Origin of the sequence: Agrobacterium genomosp. 2 str. CFBP 5494, assembly GCF_900013495.1 — a bacterium.
GTDB lineage: Bacteria > Pseudomonadota > Alphaproteobacteria > Rhizobiales > Rhizobiaceae > Agrobacterium > Agrobacterium pusense.
The window spans coordinates 830,133-848,245 of sequence record NZ_LT009718.1 but is presented as its reverse complement, the minus strand read 5'-3'; the positions used below and the strand labels follow the sequence as shown (position 1 = coordinate 848,245).

Sequence of the window (18,113 nt, the reverse complement as noted above, 5' to 3'; positions counted from 1 at the left end):
GGGTACCGCCGCCATCGACACAGCTCAGAAAGCGCTCGGCACCTCCGCAATCGGCACCACGAAAGATGGCCAAAACGTCTACCTTCAAACCGGCGCCAACAATCAGCTCGCAAAGTCACTGTCCTACTCCCTGACCTCGCTGGACATCACCAAGGATCTCGTTGGTCCCGCCACCGTGACCCTGACGCCCGAGCAGGCGCTCGACGCCATGGTTTCCTTCGTCGACAAGCAGCTCCAGAGCATGACATCCGCCGCCGCCGACCTCGGCTCGGTCAAGATGCGCATCGAACTGCAGGAAAACTTCGTCAACAAGCTGACTGACTCGCTCGACAAGGGCATCGGCCGCCTCGTCGACGCGGAAATGAACGAAGAATCCACCAAGCTGAAGGCCCTTCAGACCCAGCAGCAGCTTGCTGTTCAGGCCCTGTCGATCGCCAACAACGACTCCCAGAGCATTCTCTCGCTCTTCCGTTAATTCCGACACCGATCGCCAAATGCAAACCGCGCCCGAAACGGCGCGGTTTTTCGTTATCGTTAATAGAAATTATTATTTCCTAATTTTATTAATACAGGTTTAGGCTTTGTTAACCATTCGCGCCCTAAAAACTGGTCATCGAAACGATTGGTTAACCAAGACGAAAAAGAGGTTAACAGGCATCAAGCCGCTCGATCGTTCCCGGCGGCAATCCGGAATGTCCCTTTTCATTTCAGCCAATCAAGGGGCAAATCATTATGACCAGCATTTTGACCAACGTTGCGGCCATGGCCGCCCTCCAGACTCTTCGCGCCATCGGCAGCAACATGGAAGAAACCCAGTCGCGCGTTTCCTCCGGCATGCGCGTCAAGACCGCATCCGACAATGCCGCCTACTGGTCGATCGCGACCACCATGCGCTCTGATAATGGCGCCCTCTCCGCCGTACAGGACGCTCTCGGCCTCGGCGCCGCAAAGGTTGATACCGCCTACTCCGCCATGGAAACCACCGTCGATGTCGTCAAGGAAATCAGCAAGAAGCTGGTTGCCGCCCGCGAAGCAGGCGTTGACAAGGCCAAGATCCAGGAAGAAATCCGCCAGCTTCAGGACCAGTTGAAGAGCATTGGCGAATCCGCCTCCTTCTCCGGTGAAAACTGGCTGAAGGGCAAGATCAGCGACGCCTCCGGCAATCTGACGCCCATCACCAAGCAGGTCGTCGGCTCCTTCATCCGTGACGGTGCAGGTAATGTCGCCGTCAAGACCATCAACATCCAGGTCGACAACAAGACCGCGCTTTTCGATACGACCACCGGCGCGACGAAAAACGGCATTCTCGACAGCGCCGCCTATTACTCCGATACCGGCGCTCTTCGCGATTTCGAGATCACGACAACGACGCCCGCAGGTGTCCCCACAACAACACCCTATACCGCAAAGGTGTTTACCGAAGCGCAGCTTCTCGGTTTCCCCTCGGGCACGACAACCACGGTTTCCGCCGCAGACCCGGTAACCGGCCTCGTTACAGTCGCTGCCGCCACCACTGCACGAAACAACGGCACCTACTTCAAGATCGGTGAAAACGCCGCCGGCGAAGCGCTTTACGTGAAGGCCAACAACACGGCGCCGACACCTGCCGGCACCACGGTAACCGCGATCGGCACCGGCGGAACGTCCGGCAACAATATCTATCTGGAAACCGCCGCAGCGGATTCGCAGATGGCGCAGAAGCTCGACTACTCGCTGATCGACCTCGACATCACGAAGGACCTGGCCGGCCTGACCAATTCAAAGGGACAGCCGCTGACCGAAAACGAAGGTCTCGATAACATGATCCAGTTCGTCAACACCCAGCTGGAATCGCTCATCAGCGCAAGCGCCGATCTCGGCTCGATCAAGATGCGCCTCGATCTGCAGGAAGACTTCGTCTCCAAGCTGACAGACTCCATCGACAAGGGCATCGGCCGCCTCGTCGATGCGGACATGAACGAGGAATCCACGAAGCTCAAGGCTCTCCAGACGCAGCAGCAGCTGGCGATCCAGTCGCTCTCCATCGCCAATACCAGTTCCGAAAATATCCTGTCGCTATTCCGTCAGTAAGCGGCGCCCGTTGGCTACGGGCGGTTTCGTCCCGCTCTGGCAGCAACAGAATATTCGGATGTGGAAACCGCGCTTCGCAAGGGGCGCGGTTTTCCCGTTTGCGAAGCTTTCACGAAGCGACAACACTCCGGAATGCGGTGAGCAACATGCAGGGTGTAGGGCTTGAGTAAGCGCGCAACTTCTTGAATTGTTGAGGTAAAATGGTGCTGCTAGAGAGATTTGAACTCTCGGCCTCTCCCTTACCAAGGGAGTGCTCTACCCCTGAGCTATAGCAGCATCCGGTGCCGAAGCGATCGCTTCAGCATCAAGCGTGGCGGCCTATTGCCACAGGTTTTTGACGAGCGCAAGTCGCAAAACGATATTCTTCATCAAGCGGCGCAAAAAAGCGCCCCCCCTGTTGAAAACAGCATTTTTCAGATATTGCTGAATCTATGACCGAACATCACGACAAACAGGTGAAGACAGCATTCTGCGGGGACTTTTCCGCGGGCGCATCCGACGCGGCGCCCAGCGGCAAGCCGCAGGCGGGGCCCGGCGAAAAGGCGCGCCAGCGCGAGGCGGAACGGAAGGCGCGTGCCGCGAAGAAACTTCGCGAAAATCTTTTGAAGCGCAAACAACAGGTTCGCGCGCGCCGTGCTGGCGACGCAGACGACACCATCGGCCTGCCTGCCGCAAAAACGGACGAATCATCCTCATAGAGAATTCACAGCATAAAATTGAAACGCCGCGGAAATTCGTCTAAGGACGCGCCTTTCCGCAAGGCACGATAAAGAAAGGCGGGCACAGGCCCGTAGGGACGCATGGATCGCATCAGAATTACGGGTGGCAACAAGCTCAACGGCATCATCCCCATCTCCGGCGCCAAAAACGCCGCCTTGCCGCTGATGATCGCATCGCTGCTGACCAGCGATACACTGACGCTCGAAAACGTTCCGCATCTGGCTGACGTGGAGCAGCTGATCCGTATCCTCGGCAATCATGGCGTGGATATTTCCGTGAATGGCCGCCGCGAAAGCCAGGGCGAAGCTTATTCCCGTACCGTGCATTTCACCTGCCGCACCATTGTCGATACCACCGCTCCGTACGAGCTGGTCTCCAAGATGCGTGCAAGCTTCTGGGTCATCGGCCCGCTTCTGGCGCGTGAGGGCCGCGCCCGCGTCTCCCTGCCTGGCGGCTGCGCCATCGGCACGCGTCCCGTTGACCTGTTCATCGAGGGCCTGCAGGCGCTCGGCGCGACGATGGAGATCGATGGCGGCTACATCAATGCCTCGGCCCCCAAGGGCGGCCTCATCGGCGCGGTCTATACCTTCCCCAAAGTTTCGGTTGGCGCGACGCATGTGATGCTGATGGCTGCAAGCCTTGCCCGCGGCACAACCGTGATCCACAACGCCGCCCGCGAGCCCGAGGTTGTCGATCTGGCGCACTGCCTGATCGCAATGGGCGCGAAGATCGAAGGCGCCGGCACCTCCACCATCACCATCGAAGGCGTCACCTCGCTTTCCGGCGCGCGCCACCGGGTTTTGCCCGATCGTATTGAAACCGGCACCTATGCCATGGCAGTGGCCATGACCGGCGGTGATGTCGTGCTGGAAGGCACGCGCGCATCGCTGCTCGACAATGCACTTGATACGCTCAGGCTCGCGGGCGCTACGATCAGCGAGACGGAAACCGGCCTGCGCGTGGTGCGCAACGGCAATGGCATTCAGCCGGTCGATGTCGTCACTGAACCGTTCCCCGGCTTCCCGACAGACCTGCAGGCGCAGTTCATGGCGCTGATGACCCGTTCCCAGGGCGTTTCCCACATTACCGAAACGATCTTCGAAAACCGCTTCATGCATGTGCAGGAGCTTGCCCGGCTCGGCGCGAAGATTTCGCTTTCCGGTCAGATGGCCCGCATCGAAGGCGTTTCTCGCCTCAAGGGTGCGCCTGTGATGGCGACCGATCTGCGCGCTTCCGTGTCGCTGGTCATTGCCGGTCTCGTGGCCGAGGGCGAGACCATGGTGTCGCGCGTCTATCATCTAGACCGCGGCTTCGAACGCCTCGAGGAAAAGCTCACCCGCTGCGGCGCGTTGGTCGAGCGCGTCAGCGATTGATCCATTCATCGCCGCTCATCCGTTTTCTACCCGTTGCACAGCGGGCCGGGACTGCCTATTTCCATTGTAAGTCATGGAAATAGCGGTCCGCACCGCACAAGAAGGAAGAAAAAGATGAGCGGCCTGAAATTGCTCGCGCTGGATACTGAAGATCTCTCCGTCATCTCGACCCATATGCAGGACAGTGTCTTCAAGCTGAAGGATGTTGCCTTCGAGCCGAAACACGGCCAGTTCACCTTTTCCGCCAACCGTTTCGTCTGGGAAAGCGCCGATAAAAAGCACCTGCCACCGGAACGCTGCCGCACAGTTGTTTTCCTGAAGCGTGTCTCCGCCGTTCGTTCGCAGTCCATCAACCTGGCCGACAGGGAGCAGGTTCTTTCGCTTCTGGCGATACGTTTCACACCGAATGGCGAAGGCCCGGATGGCCTTGTGGAACTGGCCCTTTCTGGCGGCGGCACCATCGCGCTTGATGTCGAATGCATCGAGGCGCAGTTGACTGATGTGAGCGGTGCGTGGGAAACCGCCACCAAACCGCATCATCCCGACAGCGAATAAGCTTTCCGGACTGTCGGGACGGTTGCCTTTCCGTCCCGTTTCGATTTATGCCACATACCAGAGCCGCAATCGTTCTGCGGTAAGTCGTGCACCCCGTGGGGACAATGAAAGGGTAATGGCGTGGCAATCTGGCTGGAGCAGGCATCGGCTGATTTCGAACAGAAATTCGCTGCCTTCCTGACAACCAAGAGAGAAGTTTCCGAAGACGTCAATGCGACCGTTCGCGACATCATCAATGATGTCCGACATCGCGGCGATGCGGCCCTTGCCCATTATTCCCGGAAATTCGACGGCATCGATTTTGCCGCGGTGCCGATGCGGGTAACGACTGATGAAATCGATGCGGCGATTGCCGCCGTCGACACGAGCGTGATCGAAGCGCTTGAACTCGCAGCCCGGCGTATCGAAAAACACCATGCGCGACAGATGCCGAAGGACGATATCTACGAGGACGATATCGGCGTCGGCCTCGGCTCGCGCTGGACCGCAATCGAGGCCGTGGGCCTTTATGTGCCAGGCGGCACGGCCAGCTATCCAAGCTCAGTGCTGATGAATGCCGTGCCCGCCAAGGTTGCCGGTGTGGAGCGCATCGTCATGGTCGTGCCCGCGAATGGCGGCGCGGTCAATCCGGCCGTTCTGGCTGCCGCGCGTATTGCGGGCGTCGAGGAAATCTATCGCATCGGTGGCGCGCAGGCCGTGGCGGCACTGGCTTATGGCACTGAAACCATCGCGCCGGTCGCCAAGATCGTCGGCCCGGGCAATGCTTATGTGGCGGCCGCCAAGCGTCAGGTCTTCGGCACTGTCGGCATCGACATGATCGCCGGCCCTTCCGAAGTGCTTGTCATCGCCGACAGGGATAACGACCCCGACTGGCTTGCTGCCGATCTTCTGGCACAGGCGGAGCATGATCGTGGTGCACAATCCATCCTGATCACCGATGATGCCGAGCTCGGCAAGGCGGTGGAAGCAGCCGTCGAGCGGCAGCTGAAGCGTCTCTCGCGTTCCGAAACAGCAGCGGCGAGCTGGGCGGATTTCGGCGCGATCATTCTGGTCGAAAAGCTCACCGATGCCATTCCGTTGGCCAATCGGATCGCCGCCGAACACCTGGAACTTGCCATCGATGACCCGGATGCGCTAATGGCCCACATCCGCAATGCCGGGGCGATTTTTGTCGGGCGCCACACCCCCGAAGTGATCGGCGATTATGTGGGCGGCTCCAACCATGTTCTGCCGACGGCGCGCTCGGCCCGTTTTTCCTCAGGCCTTTCGGTGCTGGACTTCGTCAAGCGCACGTCCATCCTGCGGCTTGGTCCGGAGCAGCTGCGCCAGCTTGCGCCGGCAGCCATCACCCTTGCCCGTTCCGAGGGGCTGGACGCGCATGCGCGCTCCGTCTCCATCCGCCTCAACCCGGAAAGTTAAACGATGGCGTCAGGCGACTTCCGGCTCTGCGACGTGGTACTGGACGACAGCATCGGCCGGTCCACGCCCGACGTGGAGCATGAACGCGCCGTCGCTATTTTCGACCTGATCGAAGAAAATACCTTTGAGCCTGCCGGACATGACGGCGGGCCGTACCGGCTTTATATATCGCTCGTCGATTCCAAACTGGTTTTCTCCATCAAGACCGAGGACGACAGGGATGTGTCCACCCATATCCTGTCGCTGACGCCGTTCCGCCGCATCATCAAGGATTATTTCCTGATCTGCGAAAGCTATTACGAGGCGATCCGCTCTTCCACGCCGAGCCAGATCGAGGCGATCGACATGGGCCGGCGCGGCATCCACAATGACGGGTCGCAGACGCTGATGGACCGGCTGTCCGGCAAGATAAAGGTGGATTTCGACACGGCGCGCCGGCTCTTCACCCTTGTCTGTGTGCTTTATTGGCGGGGTTAGAGATGAGCGATCCTGCCGCAGCGCCAAACGAGGGACGAGCGCCGAAATCGGTCCTGTTCATGTGCGGCATGAATTCCATCCGCTCCCCCATGGCCGAGGTGATCGCCAAACGATTGGTCGCGCCCGGCATCTACATCCAGTCGGCAGGTGTGCGGGCGGGCGAGCGCGACCCCTTCGTGGATGCGGTGCTGGAGGAGCAGGGTTTTTCGCTCGGCAAGCACAAACCGCGTACTCTGGACGAGATCGAGGATGATTTTTTCGATCTGATCATTACATTAACACCAGAAGCTCATCACGCCGCACTGGAACTGACGCGCTCGAACTCTCTCGATGTGGTCTATTGGCCCACCATGGATCCGACGGTGGTCACTGGCACGCGGGAGCAAATACTCGACGCCTATCGTGAGGTGCGGGACCATCTTGCAAAACTGATTGCCGAACGCCTGCCGAAGCGGCAACAGCCGGTGGCGGATACGCTTTCAAAAGACTGAAAACTGCCTCGGCCTGTTAAAATCGATCGCGATTTTCAAGCCGATGCTTTAGAGGTTCACAAATGTGCCGGGATTGTGTAGTTTCCGCGCAATTTTCCCGGACAGGACACGGTCCGGCACTATCAACAGGAAGAAAACCCTTACATGACAAAAGAAGAAGTCCTTGAATTCCCGGGCATCGTAACCGAATTGCTGCCGAACGCAACATTCCGCGTGAAGCTTGAGAACGACCATGAAATCATCGCCCATACGGCGGGCCGCATGCGCAAGAACCGCATCCGTGTTCTCGCAGGCGACAAGGTTCTGGTCGAAATGACGCCTTACGACCTGACCAAGGGCCGCATCACCTATCGCTTCAAGTAATCCGTTTCCGCATCCTACGCCCGGCAGCGCAATGACGAATTCAAAACAAAAGCTCGTTCTGGCTTCTGGATCGCCGCGGCGTCTGGAGCTGCTGCATCAGATCGGCATCGAGCCGGCTCGCCTGATGCCGATGGATATTGACGAGACGCCCGTCAAGCTCGAGCATCCGCGAACGCTCTGCCGCCGTCTTTCCTTGCAGAAAGCGGAAGCGGCGCAGGCGGCGCTGAAAAACGAGCAGGCCTGGAAGGACGCCTATGTTCTGGGGTCCGACACGGTCGTTGCTGTCGGTCGACGTATCGTGGGCAAGGCCGAATATACGGAAGAGGCTTCAGCGGCCCTGCATCTTCTTTCCGGGCGCAGCCATTGGGTCTATACCGGCATCTGCCTCGTAACCCCGGGCGGCAAGATCCGGCAGAAAGTGGCGGAGACCAAGGTACGCTTCAAACGCCTGTCGACCCGTGAGATAGATGCCTATATCGCTTCCGGGCAATGGCGCGGCAAAGCGGGCGCTTATGGTATTCAGGGCATCGCCGGCGCGTTTGTGCAGAAATTGACGGGCTCTTACACCAATGTCGTCGGTCTGCCGCTCTATGAGACCATGTCGCTTCTTGCCGGTGAAGGGTTCGAGGTGACGTCTGGCTGGCTGGAGGGATAGGCTGTGGCAAAATCCTCCACCGAAGGCGCTGGAAACGTTACGCCGCTCCGCAAATCCCAACCGTGCCCGGAATGCGGCCGACCATCGACACGGGAAGACTACCCGTTCTGCTCGGATCGCTGCCGCTCGCTCGATCTCGCCCGCTGGTTGAACGGTTCCTACGCCATTCCCGTAGCGGATGATGAGAGCAGCGCCGGCGGACGGGATGGTGACAAGAATTCCTCCGACTGAGGACATCCGCCGGACATTCCGGCGGAACCAGATATTTTAGAACTTTTACTCGCAATTGATATTCGCCGGACCGCCAATGGTCCGATAATTCGCTCCAAACCGGCTGATGCCTATAACAGACAGCCAACAAGGTCCCATGATGGACGCAGGCCCGCAAAAGAGAGTCAGTCTCCGCGCGCTGCTTGTTGCGGTGCTCGTCGTCTGTTCCGCCATATCGGCAACGGTTCTGCTCGCCAATGACAAAAAGCATCTGAGAAGCCTGCTCACCTATCTCAATCTGGCGCCCGCTCCTCTTTCCGCCGTACCATCTGCCAGGGCAAAACCCGTCAAACGGCAGAAGCCTGCCGCGAGAACCATTTATCTGCCACCTCACCTGCTGAAATTCGAGCGCAATGGCGCCAGAGCGTCTTTCGCCCGCGATTTCATCATCTCTGGCAAAGACCTTTGCGACCGGTTCACGGCCAAAGGCTTCTCCAGCCCGCGAGGCTGGCATCCTAGTCCGGTGAATAACCGCAGCTTCGAATGTATGGCCGATCTGGGCGAGGCAACGACGGCGGACCCGGCTGACGCGGGATCGCTTTTCCTGGAAATCCGCGGCGAGGTTTCCGGGGAAATCCGGTCCGTCAGGCTGAAGGCAGTTGCACCGCAGACATCGGCCGGACGCGCTGTCAACGCGAAGCTTGCGGCAGCACTTGCCATGATTATCGAGCAGACCCGTTGGAGAGATATTGGCTCGATGCTTGAACCGGCGCAGAAGATGCAACCGTATCAGGCGCGACACTTCGGCATTTCGGCTTCCGTGAAGCCGGAACCCACCGCGCCGCACCGCGTGAATGTGATTTTGCTCGCGACCGAAACTTCGGCCGGACTGAAGCTGACACGCAGCTTCTTCGATCGTGATCGATGGCTTCGCCCCGCCAGCGCGTCAGACCGCCCGACTGACTATCGTTCAGTCAAGAAAAACAGGGCAAGGTGATGCGCAGCCGGTTCATCCTATCGCCGCCAGTTTACGCCGTATTGGAGGAATCATCTCGTTTTTCTGGGCCTGGCGCTTGGCCTCCCATTGCAACGCGGTGCGGACGATGGTCGAAAGATCGTTGAAGCGCGGACGCCAACCAAATTCTGACTGGATCCGTCCCGAATCCGCCACCATGGTGGCGATGTCACCGGCCCGGCGCGGACAGTGGATGACCGGAAAATCATGTCCGGATTCCCGCTGCACGGCATGCAGGACGTCAAGCACCGAATAACCGACGCCATAACCGCAGTTGAGCGTTCTTGTGCCGCCGCCGGCGCGCAAATGGGCCATGGCCAGCATGTGCGCTTCGATGAGGTCGCTGACATGGATATAGTCGCGAACGCCGGTGCCATCGGCTGTCGGATAATCCGTCCCGTAAACCTCCACGTGATCCCGGCGCCCGGTTGCAGCTTCGCATGCCACCTTTATGAGATTAGCGACGCCTGTTGGCGAAGGTCCGGCGCGACCCTGGGGGTCGGCTCCGGCCACGTTGAAGTAACGCAACGCCACGTAGTTGAAGTCATGTGCGCGCACGACATCGCGCAGCATGATTTCAGAAGCGAGTTTCGACAGACCGTAGGGATTTTCGGGGCTGAGGACCGCCGTTTCCGGCACCGGGCCTTCGAAAGGCTGGTTTCCATACACAGCGGCTGTGGAGGAGAAGATGAAATTGCGGATATCATTCCGCACCGCGGCAGCGACAAGCGCGCGGGTGGTGCCGGTGTTGTTTTCGTAATATTCGAGCGGCCGGCTGATGGATTCGGGAACGCTGACGGAGCCGGCGAAATGGAAAATGGTCTCGATCTGATTTTCTTCGAAAATCTGGTCGAGCAACGCGGGATCCGCCGCATCGCCGAGATAAAAACGCGCCGCTGGCGCGACGGCCCAGCGCGATCCGGTCGAAAGCCGATCGACAACGACGACTTCTTCCCCGGCATCGAGCAAAGCCCACACCATGTGGCTTCCTATATAACCGGCCCCACCCGTGACCAGAACAGCCATGACACTACTTCCCTGTTTGCTTTTCTTGAGCTCATCAAAGCCAATAATTCTTCATCATTGATTACTTGCACAGCGAATACCCAACCAATCCTCCGCCTCTGTGAAAAGGTGGCTTACGATTGGTTAGTGCGATGCAAGGCATTTTATTTATTGTATGAAAATGTTCTCATAGACGGAACGAGGGCGCATTAGCACAAAAAAACCCGCACGTCGATGGCTACGCCGTGGGGTTGTAATTTTCGCGCTTCGGCGTGATGCCCAAAGGCGAGCCGGACAGAGGCGTGCCGATGCTATGTAGGCGCCGCGAAAGGGCAGAGATGCCGGCGAGCGAGGCTTACCGACTAAGGATGTAAGAGGCCAGCCTGTCGGCCGCGTCTTCTATCTGCCTGGGGTTGCGCAGGAAGCAGGCGCGGAGGAACAATTCTCCCCCTGGGCCGAAAGCAGTTCCGGGCGCAAGGCCGACGCCGGTCTTATCGACGATATCAATCGCGGTTGCGCGGCTGTCCGTCACTCCATCGATCTTGAGAAAGGCATAAAGAGCGCCATCCGGTTTCAGAGTTTCGACGCGGTTCGTTGCAATCAAGGCGTCACAGAGAATATCGCGTGAGGTCAAAGCGCGCTCGTAATTCTCGCGAATGAAACCATCGCCCTTGTCGAGGGCCGCGACCGCGCCGCGCTGCATGAATTGCGCCACGCCTGACGTGGAATATTGGATAAGGTTTTCGATCACCTGGCCGATGACAGGTGGGGCGACAAGCCAGCCGACCCGCCAGCCGGTCATCGACCAGTTCTTCGAGAAGGAATTGGCGAAGACGATCTTGTCGTCCGGCTCCATCACATCGAGGAAGGACGGCGCGCGGCTGCCGGAATAATGATAAAGCGCATAAATCTCGTCGGCGACGATCCAAAGATCATGTTTGCGGGCAAGCGCCAGAACATCACGGAGATTGTCTGCCGTCGCTGTCCATCCAGTCGGGTTGGAAGGCGTATTGATGAAAAGCGCCTTCGTCTTGCGGGTAATCGCGCTTTCCAGCCTGTCGATATCGAGATCCCAGCGGCCATCACGAAAATCGATGCCGACCGGAACCGCCTTCGCCCCTGCCACACCGATGGCGGCAACGATATTCGGCCATGTGGGTGAAAGATACACCATCTCGTCGCCCGGTGACGTCAATGCCTGAACGGCAAGCACAATCGCCTGCATACCTGAACCGGTCGCATAAAAATGCTCCGGCGGCAGCGATGCCGCGAAATGGCGTTCGTAATAAAGGCTCAGCGCCTGGCGCAGTTCTGGAATACCGCGCTGCCAGGTATAGAAGGTCTCGCCATTGTTCAGACCATCGATGGCGGCCTGATTGATGAAGTCGGGGCTTGGCAGATCGCCTTCGCCAACCCACAGCGGCAGGAGGTTGTCCCGCCCCCGGGCATAATTCACGACTTCGACAATACCGCTCTCGGGAGCCGCCAGAGAGCGTGCACTCAGACTGTTCAAAATGGACATTAAAGACACTCCGTTTGGTGCCTTCTTATCGCATCGCACCCGCCATGTGCATGATAATCCGTGAGGCGGCCATGGATTTTCTTTATGGATCATCCCGGCAGGAGATCGCCGGCCGCATGGGCCGGCCGATCATATCGGGACCGAACAAGGTCAACGCGTCTTCAGCAGATCGCGGATTTCTGTGAGCAGCTTGATATCTTCCGGGGGTGGTGCAGGTTCGGACTTTTCCTCAACCTTCTTGCGCTCGACCGAGGTGCGCAACGCATTGATGCCTTTGACCATGAGAAAAATTATCCAGGCCAGAATAAGGAAGTTGATGACGGCGGTAACGAAGCTGCCGTAGGCGAAGACGGCACCTTGTTCGCGGGCTGCGGCAAGCGAGGTGGCGTTGACGTTGGAACTCAATGGCAGGAAGTAATTCGAGAAGTCGAACCCGCCAAAAATTGCGCCAACAATAGGCATGATGAGATCGTTGACAACCGACTCCACGATCTTGTTGAACGCTGCGCCAATAATCACCGCCACGGCAAGGTCCATGACATTGCCGCGGGCAATGAAGGTTTTAAATTCGTTAAGCATTCAGATTGTCCCTCTCGTGCTTTGCGAGCTGAAGCTATGTGACTGTCCCTACACCTTCAACCATACAGATTCCCTTACACTTTTGGAATTCGTCAAGATTGCATTTATCGGGTTTTTTGCGCGCTGATCTTGAACTTTATGATCAGACCGCGCTCATTCTCAATGGCGCGGATTTCGCCTATGCTTGATATCAGGAAACTCTTGCATGGGAGGATGCGTGCTTCCTGGGTGGATCATATTCGGTTCGGCTTTCGCCTATATCCTGCTGCTGTTTGCTGTTGCGAGCTACGGGGACAGGAAGAGCCGTAAGAGAAACGCGCCGAAAAAGGGGCGTCCGTTCGTCTATGCGCTCAGCCTTGCGATCTATTGCACCTCCTGGACCTATTTCGGTGGTGTTGGGCTTGCAGCCGACAAGGGACTGGAATTTCTTGGCATCTATACCGGGCCTATCCTTGCCTTCACCCTTGGCATGCCAATCATCCGACGCATCGTTGAGCTTGCCAAAACGGAAAAACTGACCTCGGTTGCAGACTTCATTGCCGCCCGTTATGGCAAGAATTCCACCGTGGCGATGATTGTCGCCATCATCGCGCTCGTCGGCGCCATTCCCTATATCGCGCTGCAGCTGAAAGCGGTTTCCAGCTCGGTGGCGACGATGGTCGACCCCGGTGATTACGGCATCGGCAGCGGCAACCTCTATTTCCTCGATCTGCCGCTTGTTGTCACCATTGTCATGGCGGGCTTCGCCGTCATGTTCGGCACCCGCCACACGGATGCAACCGAACATCAGGACGGGCTCATACTGGCGATCTCGATGGAATCGCTGGTCAAGCTCGTCGCCATGTGCACCGTCGGCTTCTATGTGCTCTTCGTGCTCTTCGATGGTCCCGCGCATCTGTGGCAGCTTGCCTCCGCCAATGAACAGGCGATGCAGGCCATCTCGTATCACACGCCCGTCAGCCGCTGGATCGTCATGACCCTGCTTTCCGGCTTCGCCATCATCCTGCTGCCGCGTCAGTTCCATGTCACAGTCGTGGAAAACCGGACGCCGGAAGAGTTGCGCATGGCGGGGCTCCTGCTACCGCTCTATCTCATCGCCATCAACATCTTCGTACTGCCGATCGCTCTTGCAGGCATTCTGACGCTCGGCGCCAATGGCGACGCCGATCTCTACGTGCTGCAATTGCCGCTCAACCATCAGATGCCGGTCGTGTCCCTGATCACCTTCATCGGCGGTTTTTCGGCCGCGACCGCGATGGTGATCGTCGCGTCGGTCGCGCTGTCGATCATGATTTCCAATGACATTGTCATGCCGATCTTCCTGCGACAGAAGCTGTTGAATCGCTCACCGCACCGGGACAACTTCGCCAAGACCCTGCTCAACATCCGCAGAACGGCGATCTTTGCCGTTATGCTGCTGGGTTATGGTTATTATCGCGCCGCCGACAGCGCCACGGGTCTCGCCTCCATAGGCCTGCTGGCCTTCGCTGCAATTGCCCAGATGGCCCCTGCCCTTTTCGGCGGCCTCTTCTGGCGGCGGGCCAATGCGCGCGGCGCAATCGCAGGGTTGAGTTCCGGCTTCTTCGTCTGGGCCTATCTGCTTTTCCTGCCGAGCTTCGGCGGGCCTGACAATTCCGAGGTTGCGGCGAATATTCTCGGCTTCCTGTTTTCCGGCAGCACCGTGTTCAACGGGCCTGAAGCCGATCCATTCGTGAATGCAGTCATTCTCAGTCTTCTCGTCAACAGCATGGCGTTTGTACTCGGCTCGCTTTCGCGCAATCCAAGACCGGTAGAACGCATTCAGTCCGGCATCTTCGTCAAGCGTCATTCAAAATCGCAATTCGCCACCCGCGGCTGGAAAACCCGTGTCAGCGTCGGCGATCTGAAAAGCGCGATCGCCCGCTATCTCGGCGAAGAGCGCATGCTCCGTTCATTGGCCACCTATGAAAAAACGGCCGGCAGAAAGCTGAATGACGACCAGCCGGCGGACATGGCGCTGATTCACTTCTCCGAACAGTTACTCGGCAGCGCCATCGGCTCTTCCTCCGCCCGCCTCGTGCTCTCGATCATTCTGCAGAAGGCGGAAGACACCAGCGCAGACACGGCGTGGCTGCTCGACCAGGCAAGCGAAGCCCTGCAGTATAATCAGGACATGTTGCAGACGGCGCTGGCGCAGATGGACCAGGGTATCGCCGTTTTCGATAGCTCCCAGCAGCTGACGATCTGGAACCGGCGCTTTCGCACTCTTCTGGACCTGCCCGAGCAGTTCGGCCAGGTGGGCGTACCACTAACCTACATCGTCTCCATGCTGCAGGAACGAGGCGACATGCCGGCCGGTGATACGGAACAGTTGATCACCAGCTTTCTGACCATGGACCTGCCATTCCCTCTGGTGCTGGCGGGCGGCGAACGCATCATCGAGGTGCGCTCCAACACGATGCCGGACAAGGGCATTGTCGCAACCTTCACCGACATTACCCAGAGGGTGGCAAGCGATCAGGCGCTGAAACAGGCGAATGAAACGCTGGAACAGCGCGTGGTGGAGCGGACCGCCGAACTGACCCGCGTCAACCGCGCGCTGGCTGAGGCGAGAGCGGCAGCCGACGAGGCGAACATCGGCAAGACGCGGTTTTTCGCCGCCGCCGGCCACGATATTCTCCAGCCACTGAATGCCGCCCGTCTCTATTCATCCTCGCTGGTCGAACGGCTCGGAGAATCGGGAGAAAGCGAACTCGTGCAGAATATCGACTCAGCGCTGGAATCGGTCGAGACCATCCTTGGCGCGGTGCTCGATATTTCCCGTCTGGACACCGGCTCGATGAAGGCGCGCATGACATCCGTTCCGCTGAACGACTTGCTGAAGCGGATCGAGACCGATTTTGCGCCGATGGCGCAGGAGAAGAACCTCGACCTCGTGGTCATGCCGACTTCGCTGACGGTACGGTCTGATCCCAACCTCCTGCGGCGTCTGATACAGAACCTGGTTTCCAACGCCATCAAATACACGTTGAGGGGCAAAGTGGTTGTCGGCGCGCGCCGCCGGGGTGGTGAAGTGGTCATTCAGGTGACGGACTCCGGCATCGGCATACCCGCCTCCAAGTTCCGCACGGTCTTCAAGGAATTCGCCCGGCTGGACGAAGGTGCAAAAACGGCCTCGGGGCTCGGCCTTGGCCTTTCCATCGTCGACCGGTTGTCGCGCATGCTGCACCATCCGGTTCAACTGATTTCCACGCCGGGCAAGGGCACGACCTTCCGTATTCACCTCACGCGTGAGGGAGATCGTGTCGCACCCGCGAAGTCGGGCGGCCCCATCGCCAATCCTGCTGCCAGCGATCGCCTCCAGGGCGTGCGGGTGCTGTGCATCGACAACGAGCCGAAAATCCTTGAGGGCATGACGCTGTTGCTGACGGGATGGGGCTGCGACGTTTTACCAGCGGGATCCGTGGCGGCGCTGGAAGAGCCGTTTCTTTCTCTGACCGCAGCACCCGACGTCATCGTCGCTGATTATCATCTTGATGATGGCGATGGCATCAGCGCCATCCGCCTCATCAGGACATTTTATGGCAAAACGATCCCGGCTCTGCTGGTAACGGCGGATCGCAGCCCGGAAGTGCGCAGCGATGCCGAAAAATACGGAATTGCTGTCCAGCACAAACCGGTGAAACCGGCAGCGCTGCGCGCCTATATCAACCAGATATCCAGTACCGTGCGGGCAGCGGCCGAGTAAAAACTCCCGGATCTTGCGATCCGGGAGCGGTATCTATCTTCAAAAACCGGCGTATCAGGCCGCTTGATTGTACCGGTCTCGGCCTGTCGCCGAGCCCTGCTCCATCTGGAACCGCTGCACGAGTTCGAGAAGCGCCTTGACTTCACCGGACAGTATCATGCTGGCCGCGCTTGACTGTTCGGCAAGCGCCGCGTTCTGCTGGGTCATCTGGTCCATCTGGTTGACGGAACTGTTGACGTTGTGAAGTGCGGAAGACTGATCCTGCGTTGCCGTCGCAATGGTTTCGACATGCTGGCTGACGGTAACGATCTGCTGGCTGATGGCGGAAAGAACCGTGCCCGCCTCCTGCACCAGCTTCGACCCGGAACTGACCTCATGCGTCGACTGATTGATGAGCTGCTTGATCTCGCGGGCTGCGTCGGCGGAGCGCTGGGCAAGCTCGCGCACTTCCTGCGCCACGACGGCGAAGCCCTTGCCGGCCTCACCAGCACGTGCGGCCTCGATACCGGCATTGAGCGCCAGAAGGTTGGTCTGGAAAGCAATGTCGTCAATGACCTCGATGATCTGTTCGATCTTGCGCGAGGCGTCTTCAATGCGGCCCATGGCGTCGACGGCATTGCTGACGACCGAACCGGAGCTGTCGGCGCTCTGCTTGGTAATGCGAACGGCCTCATTGGCCTCGCGCGCCCTTTCAGCCGATGACTTGACGGTAGCGGTGATTTCCTCGACAGCGGCAGCGGTCTCCTCCAGCGAGGCGGCCTGGTTTTCGGTCCGCTTCGACAGATCGACCGAAGATTGCTCGATTTCGATACCGCTGTGCTGAATGATGAGCGTGCGCTCCCGGATCTGGCCCAGCGCATCCCGCAGGTTGAGCAGGGAACTGTTGAAGTCCGTGCGCAGCCGGTCGAGGCGACCCGAGAAGGGCGTATCAATCGTACGGCTGAGATCGCCACGCGATAGCCTGCCGAGACCGGACGCAATCTCGTCGACCGCGAATTCGATCTGGCCGTCCAGCTCCCGTTTCTCGGCGTCATTGCGGTAACGTTCGGACTCGGCCGCAGCACGTTCCTCGGCGCTCTTGCCCTCAATCGCCAGTTTCTCAAGTGCATTTTCGCGGAAAATCACCAAAGCGCGGGCAATGTTGCCAAACTCATTGATGTTGGTGGCATAGGGGATCGGTGTATCGAGATTGCCGTCCGAAAGGGACTTCACTGCATCGGTCAGCTTGCCCAAGGGCTGAAGCGTACGCTTGATGACGAAATAGGCGAGCAAGCCGACGCCAAGCATGGCGAGCCCGCCACAGATCAGCATCATGTCGCGCAGGCTGTATATCTGCGCATCGTAGACATCCATGGGAACACCCACGAACAGAATGCCGACGGTTGCGCCGGTTTTGTTCGTAACGGGCATATAACCCGTCATGTAGCTGGTGCCGAACAGCGTCGCGGTGCCAAAATAGGATTCACCCTTGGAGACTTTTTCGAAAGCGGGATGATCGGTCGCAAGCTTGGTTCCTGCTGCTCTCTCGCCCTTTTCGTTCTTCAGATTGGTGGTCATGCGAATGAATTCGCCGCCTCTGGCTTCAAAAACAGTGGAGATGCCACCGTTTCCGGCTGCGGTGCGGTCAACGAGATCATTATCGCGCATCGTTCCGATGCTGGCGCGGCCCACGCTCTTGAGGTCGCCATCCACCAATTCGAGGGCAACACCACCAACTTTCAGTTCGTAAAGGATCGCCATGCTGCGCATTGCGCTGTGCGTATCACGCAGCGCGGTGGTGATGATGTTGTCCTTCAAGCGAATGTAAGTCGAAAAACCAACCGCCGCCACGCTGAGCGCGATCAGGCCGATCGTCAAAGCCACGACCTTGCCAGCAACGGACTTAAAGAGCCGGTTGTGCATGAAACAGTTCCCCAAAGCCAAACTTATAAA

17 protein-coding genes and 1 tRNA gene are annotated in these 18,113 nt (G+C 58.6%); 13 read left to right on the top strand and 5 right to left on the bottom strand.

The annotated features are described in order from the left end of the window. Together AGR2A_RS29955 and AGR2A_RS03985 are read left to right on the top strand one after the other, a co-directional pair. Positions 1 to 475, top strand: a 475-nt coding sequence (locus tag AGR2A_RS29955; protein WP_286079582.1) for a flagellin, incomplete at its 5' end; no start/stop codon positions are given. A gap of 257 nt (positions 476 to 732) precedes the next feature. Next, positions 733 to 2,070: a flagellin gene (locus AGR2A_RS03985; RefSeq protein WP_004439930.1), complete on the top strand. Its 1,338-nt coding sequence runs from the start codon at positions 733 to 735 to the stop codon at positions 2,068 to 2,070. A 201-nt stretch (positions 2,071 to 2,271) separates the two neighbouring features. Here AGR2A_RS03985 and AGR2A_RS03980 read toward each other — a convergent pair. Then, positions 2,272 to 2,346: transfer RNA gene (locus AGR2A_RS03980), tRNA-Thr, on the bottom strand. A 155-nt stretch (positions 2,347 to 2,501) separates the two neighbouring features. On the opposite strand from AGR2A_RS03980, the gene AGR2A_RS03975 reads away from it, so the two are divergent. The 10 genes from AGR2A_RS03975 to AGR2A_RS03930 all read left to right on the top strand — a co-directional run bounded on the left by AGR2A_RS03975 (position 2,502) and on the right by AGR2A_RS03930 (position 9,330). Continuing rightward, positions 2,502 to 2,768 (top strand): hypothetical protein, encoded by a 267-nt coding sequence (locus AGR2A_RS03975; RefSeq protein ID WP_045532828.1) that lies wholly within the window; start codon positions 2,502 to 2,504, stop codon positions 2,766 to 2,768. A gap of 102 nt (positions 2,769 to 2,870) precedes the next feature. After that, positions 2,871 to 4,163, top strand: a complete 1,293-nt coding sequence (murA, locus tag AGR2A_RS03970; RefSeq protein WP_004439925.1) for a UDP-N-acetylglucosamine 1-carboxyvinyltransferase — start codon at positions 2,871 to 2,873, stop codon at positions 4,161 to 4,163. 114 nt (positions 4,164 to 4,277) lie between these two features. Continuing rightward, positions 4,278 to 4,718: a DUF2948 family protein gene (locus AGR2A_RS03965; protein WP_004439923.1), complete on the top strand. Its 441-nt coding sequence runs from the start codon at positions 4,278 to 4,280 to the stop codon at positions 4,716 to 4,718. Positions 4,719 to 4,838: 120 nt separating this feature from the next. Then, positions 4,839 to 6,137, top strand: a complete 1,299-nt coding sequence (gene hisD / locus AGR2A_RS03960; protein ID WP_004439919.1) for a histidinol dehydrogenase — start codon at positions 4,839 to 4,841, stop codon at positions 6,135 to 6,137. Positions 6,138 to 6,140: 3 nt separating this feature from the next. Continuing rightward, the gene (locus AGR2A_RS03955) at positions 6,141 to 6,614 is read left to right on the top strand and encodes a UPF0262 family protein (RefSeq protein WP_004439916.1); all 474 of its coding nucleotides are present in this window, start codon (positions 6,141 to 6,143) and stop codon (positions 6,612 to 6,614) included. Positions 6,615 to 6,616: 2 nt separating this feature from the next. Continuing rightward, positions 6,617 to 7,105, top strand: coding sequence for a low molecular weight phosphatase family protein (locus AGR2A_RS03950; protein WP_022555605.1), 489 nt, complete (start codon positions 6,617 to 6,619; stop codon positions 7,103 to 7,105). 144 nt (positions 7,106 to 7,249) lie between these two features. Then, positions 7,250 to 7,468, top strand: coding sequence for a translation initiation factor IF-1 (gene infA, locus AGR2A_RS03945; protein ID WP_003503453.1), 219 nt, complete (start codon positions 7,250 to 7,252; stop codon positions 7,466 to 7,468). A gap of 31 nt (positions 7,469 to 7,499) precedes the next feature. Then, complete coding sequence (locus AGR2A_RS03940; protein ID WP_004439909.1) at positions 7,500 to 8,123, top strand: Maf-like protein; 624 nt, start codon at positions 7,500 to 7,502, stop codon at positions 8,121 to 8,123. Between the two features lie 3 nt (positions 8,124 to 8,126). Next, positions 8,127 to 8,354: a DNA gyrase inhibitor YacG gene (yacG, locus tag AGR2A_RS03935; protein WP_004439907.1), complete on the top strand. Its 228-nt coding sequence runs from the start codon at positions 8,127 to 8,129 to the stop codon at positions 8,352 to 8,354. 139 nt (positions 8,355 to 8,493) lie between these two features. Further along, positions 8,494 to 9,330: a DUF6030 family protein gene (locus tag AGR2A_RS03930; protein ID WP_072494861.1), complete on the top strand. Its 837-nt coding sequence runs from the start codon at positions 8,494 to 8,496 to the stop codon at positions 9,328 to 9,330. Positions 9,331 to 9,342: 12 nt separating this feature from the next. On the opposite strand, the gene galE is transcribed toward AGR2A_RS03930, so the two are convergent. The 3 genes from galE to mscL all read right to left on the bottom strand — a co-directional run bounded on the left by galE (position 9,343) and on the right by mscL (position 12,454). Beyond that, positions 9,343 to 10,374 (bottom strand): UDP-glucose 4-epimerase GalE, encoded by a 1,032-nt coding sequence (gene galE / locus AGR2A_RS03925; protein ID WP_004439901.1) that lies wholly within the window; start codon positions 10,372 to 10,374, stop codon positions 9,343 to 9,345. A 334-nt stretch (positions 10,375 to 10,708) separates the two neighbouring features. After that, positions 10,709 to 11,875, bottom strand: a complete 1,167-nt coding sequence (locus tag AGR2A_RS03920) for a pyridoxal phosphate-dependent aminotransferase (RefSeq protein WP_072493967.1) — start codon at positions 11,873 to 11,875, stop codon at positions 10,709 to 10,711. A 150-nt stretch (positions 11,876 to 12,025) separates the two neighbouring features. Next, positions 12,026 to 12,454 carry a large conductance mechanosensitive channel protein MscL gene (gene mscL / locus AGR2A_RS03915; RefSeq protein ID WP_063949679.1) on the bottom strand — a complete coding sequence of 143 codons (429 nt, stop codon included), beginning with the start codon at positions 12,452 to 12,454 and terminating at the stop codon, positions 12,026 to 12,028. A 217-nt stretch (positions 12,455 to 12,671) separates the two neighbouring features. On the opposite strand from mscL, the gene AGR2A_RS03910 reads away from it, so the two are divergent. Continuing rightward, positions 12,672 to 16,181, top strand: a complete 3,510-nt coding sequence (locus AGR2A_RS03910; protein WP_080823013.1) for a PAS domain-containing hybrid sensor histidine kinase/response regulator — start codon at positions 12,672 to 12,674, stop codon at positions 16,179 to 16,181. A gap of 54 nt (positions 16,182 to 16,235) precedes the next feature. Here the strand turns inward: AGR2A_RS03910 and AGR2A_RS03905 are convergent, their stop codons facing one another. Then, positions 16,236 to 18,083 carry a methyl-accepting chemotaxis protein gene (locus AGR2A_RS03905; RefSeq protein WP_072493965.1) on the bottom strand — a complete coding sequence of 616 codons (1,848 nt, stop codon included), beginning with the start codon at positions 18,081 to 18,083 and terminating at the stop codon, positions 16,236 to 16,238. Between the last annotated feature and the right edge of the window lie 30 nt (positions 18,084 to 18,113).

Bases quoted from the DNA above. Each gene is read 5' to 3' on its own strand.
- AGR2A_RS03930 (WP_072494861.1), top strand. From the start codon at position 8,494: ATGGACGCAGGCCCGCAAAAGAGAGTCAGTCTCCGCGCGCTGCTTGTT.
- AGR2A_RS03950 (WP_022555605.1), top strand. From the start codon at position 6,617: ATGAGCGATCCTGCCGCAGCGCCAAACGAGGGACGAGCGCCGAAATCG.
- AGR2A_RS03975 (WP_045532828.1), top strand. From the start codon at position 2,502: ATGACCGAACATCACGACAAACAGGTGAAGACAGCATTCTGCGGGGAC.
- infA (WP_003503453.1), top strand. From the start codon at position 7,250: ATGACAAAAGAAGAAGTCCTTGAATTCCCGGGCATCGTAACCGAATTG.
- AGR2A_RS03985 (WP_004439930.1), top strand. From the start codon at position 733: ATGACCAGCATTTTGACCAACGTTGCGGCCATGGCCGCCCTCCAGACT.
- mscL (WP_063949679.1), bottom strand. From the start codon at position 12,454: ATGCTTAACGAATTTAAAACCTTCATTGCCCGCGGCAATGTCATGGAC.
- AGR2A_RS03920 (WP_072493967.1), bottom strand. From the start codon at position 11,875: ATGTCCATTTTGAACAGTCTGAGTGCACGCTCTCTGGCGGCTCCCGAG.
- AGR2A_RS03905 (WP_072493965.1), bottom strand. From the start codon at position 18,083: ATGCACAACCGGCTCTTTAAGTCCGTTGCTGGCAAGGTCGTGGCTTTG.
- murA (WP_004439925.1), top strand. From the start codon at position 2,871: ATGGATCGCATCAGAATTACGGGTGGCAACAAGCTCAACGGCATCATC.
- AGR2A_RS03965 (WP_004439923.1), top strand. From the start codon at position 4,278: ATGAGCGGCCTGAAATTGCTCGCGCTGGATACTGAAGATCTCTCCGTC.
- AGR2A_RS03940 (WP_004439909.1), top strand. From the start codon at position 7,500: ATGACGAATTCAAAACAAAAGCTCGTTCTGGCTTCTGGATCGCCGCGG.
- galE (WP_004439901.1), bottom strand. From the start codon at position 10,374: ATGGCTGTTCTGGTCACGGGTGGGGCCGGTTATATAGGAAGCCACATG.
- AGR2A_RS03955 (WP_004439916.1), top strand. From the start codon at position 6,141: ATGGCGTCAGGCGACTTCCGGCTCTGCGACGTGGTACTGGACGACAGC.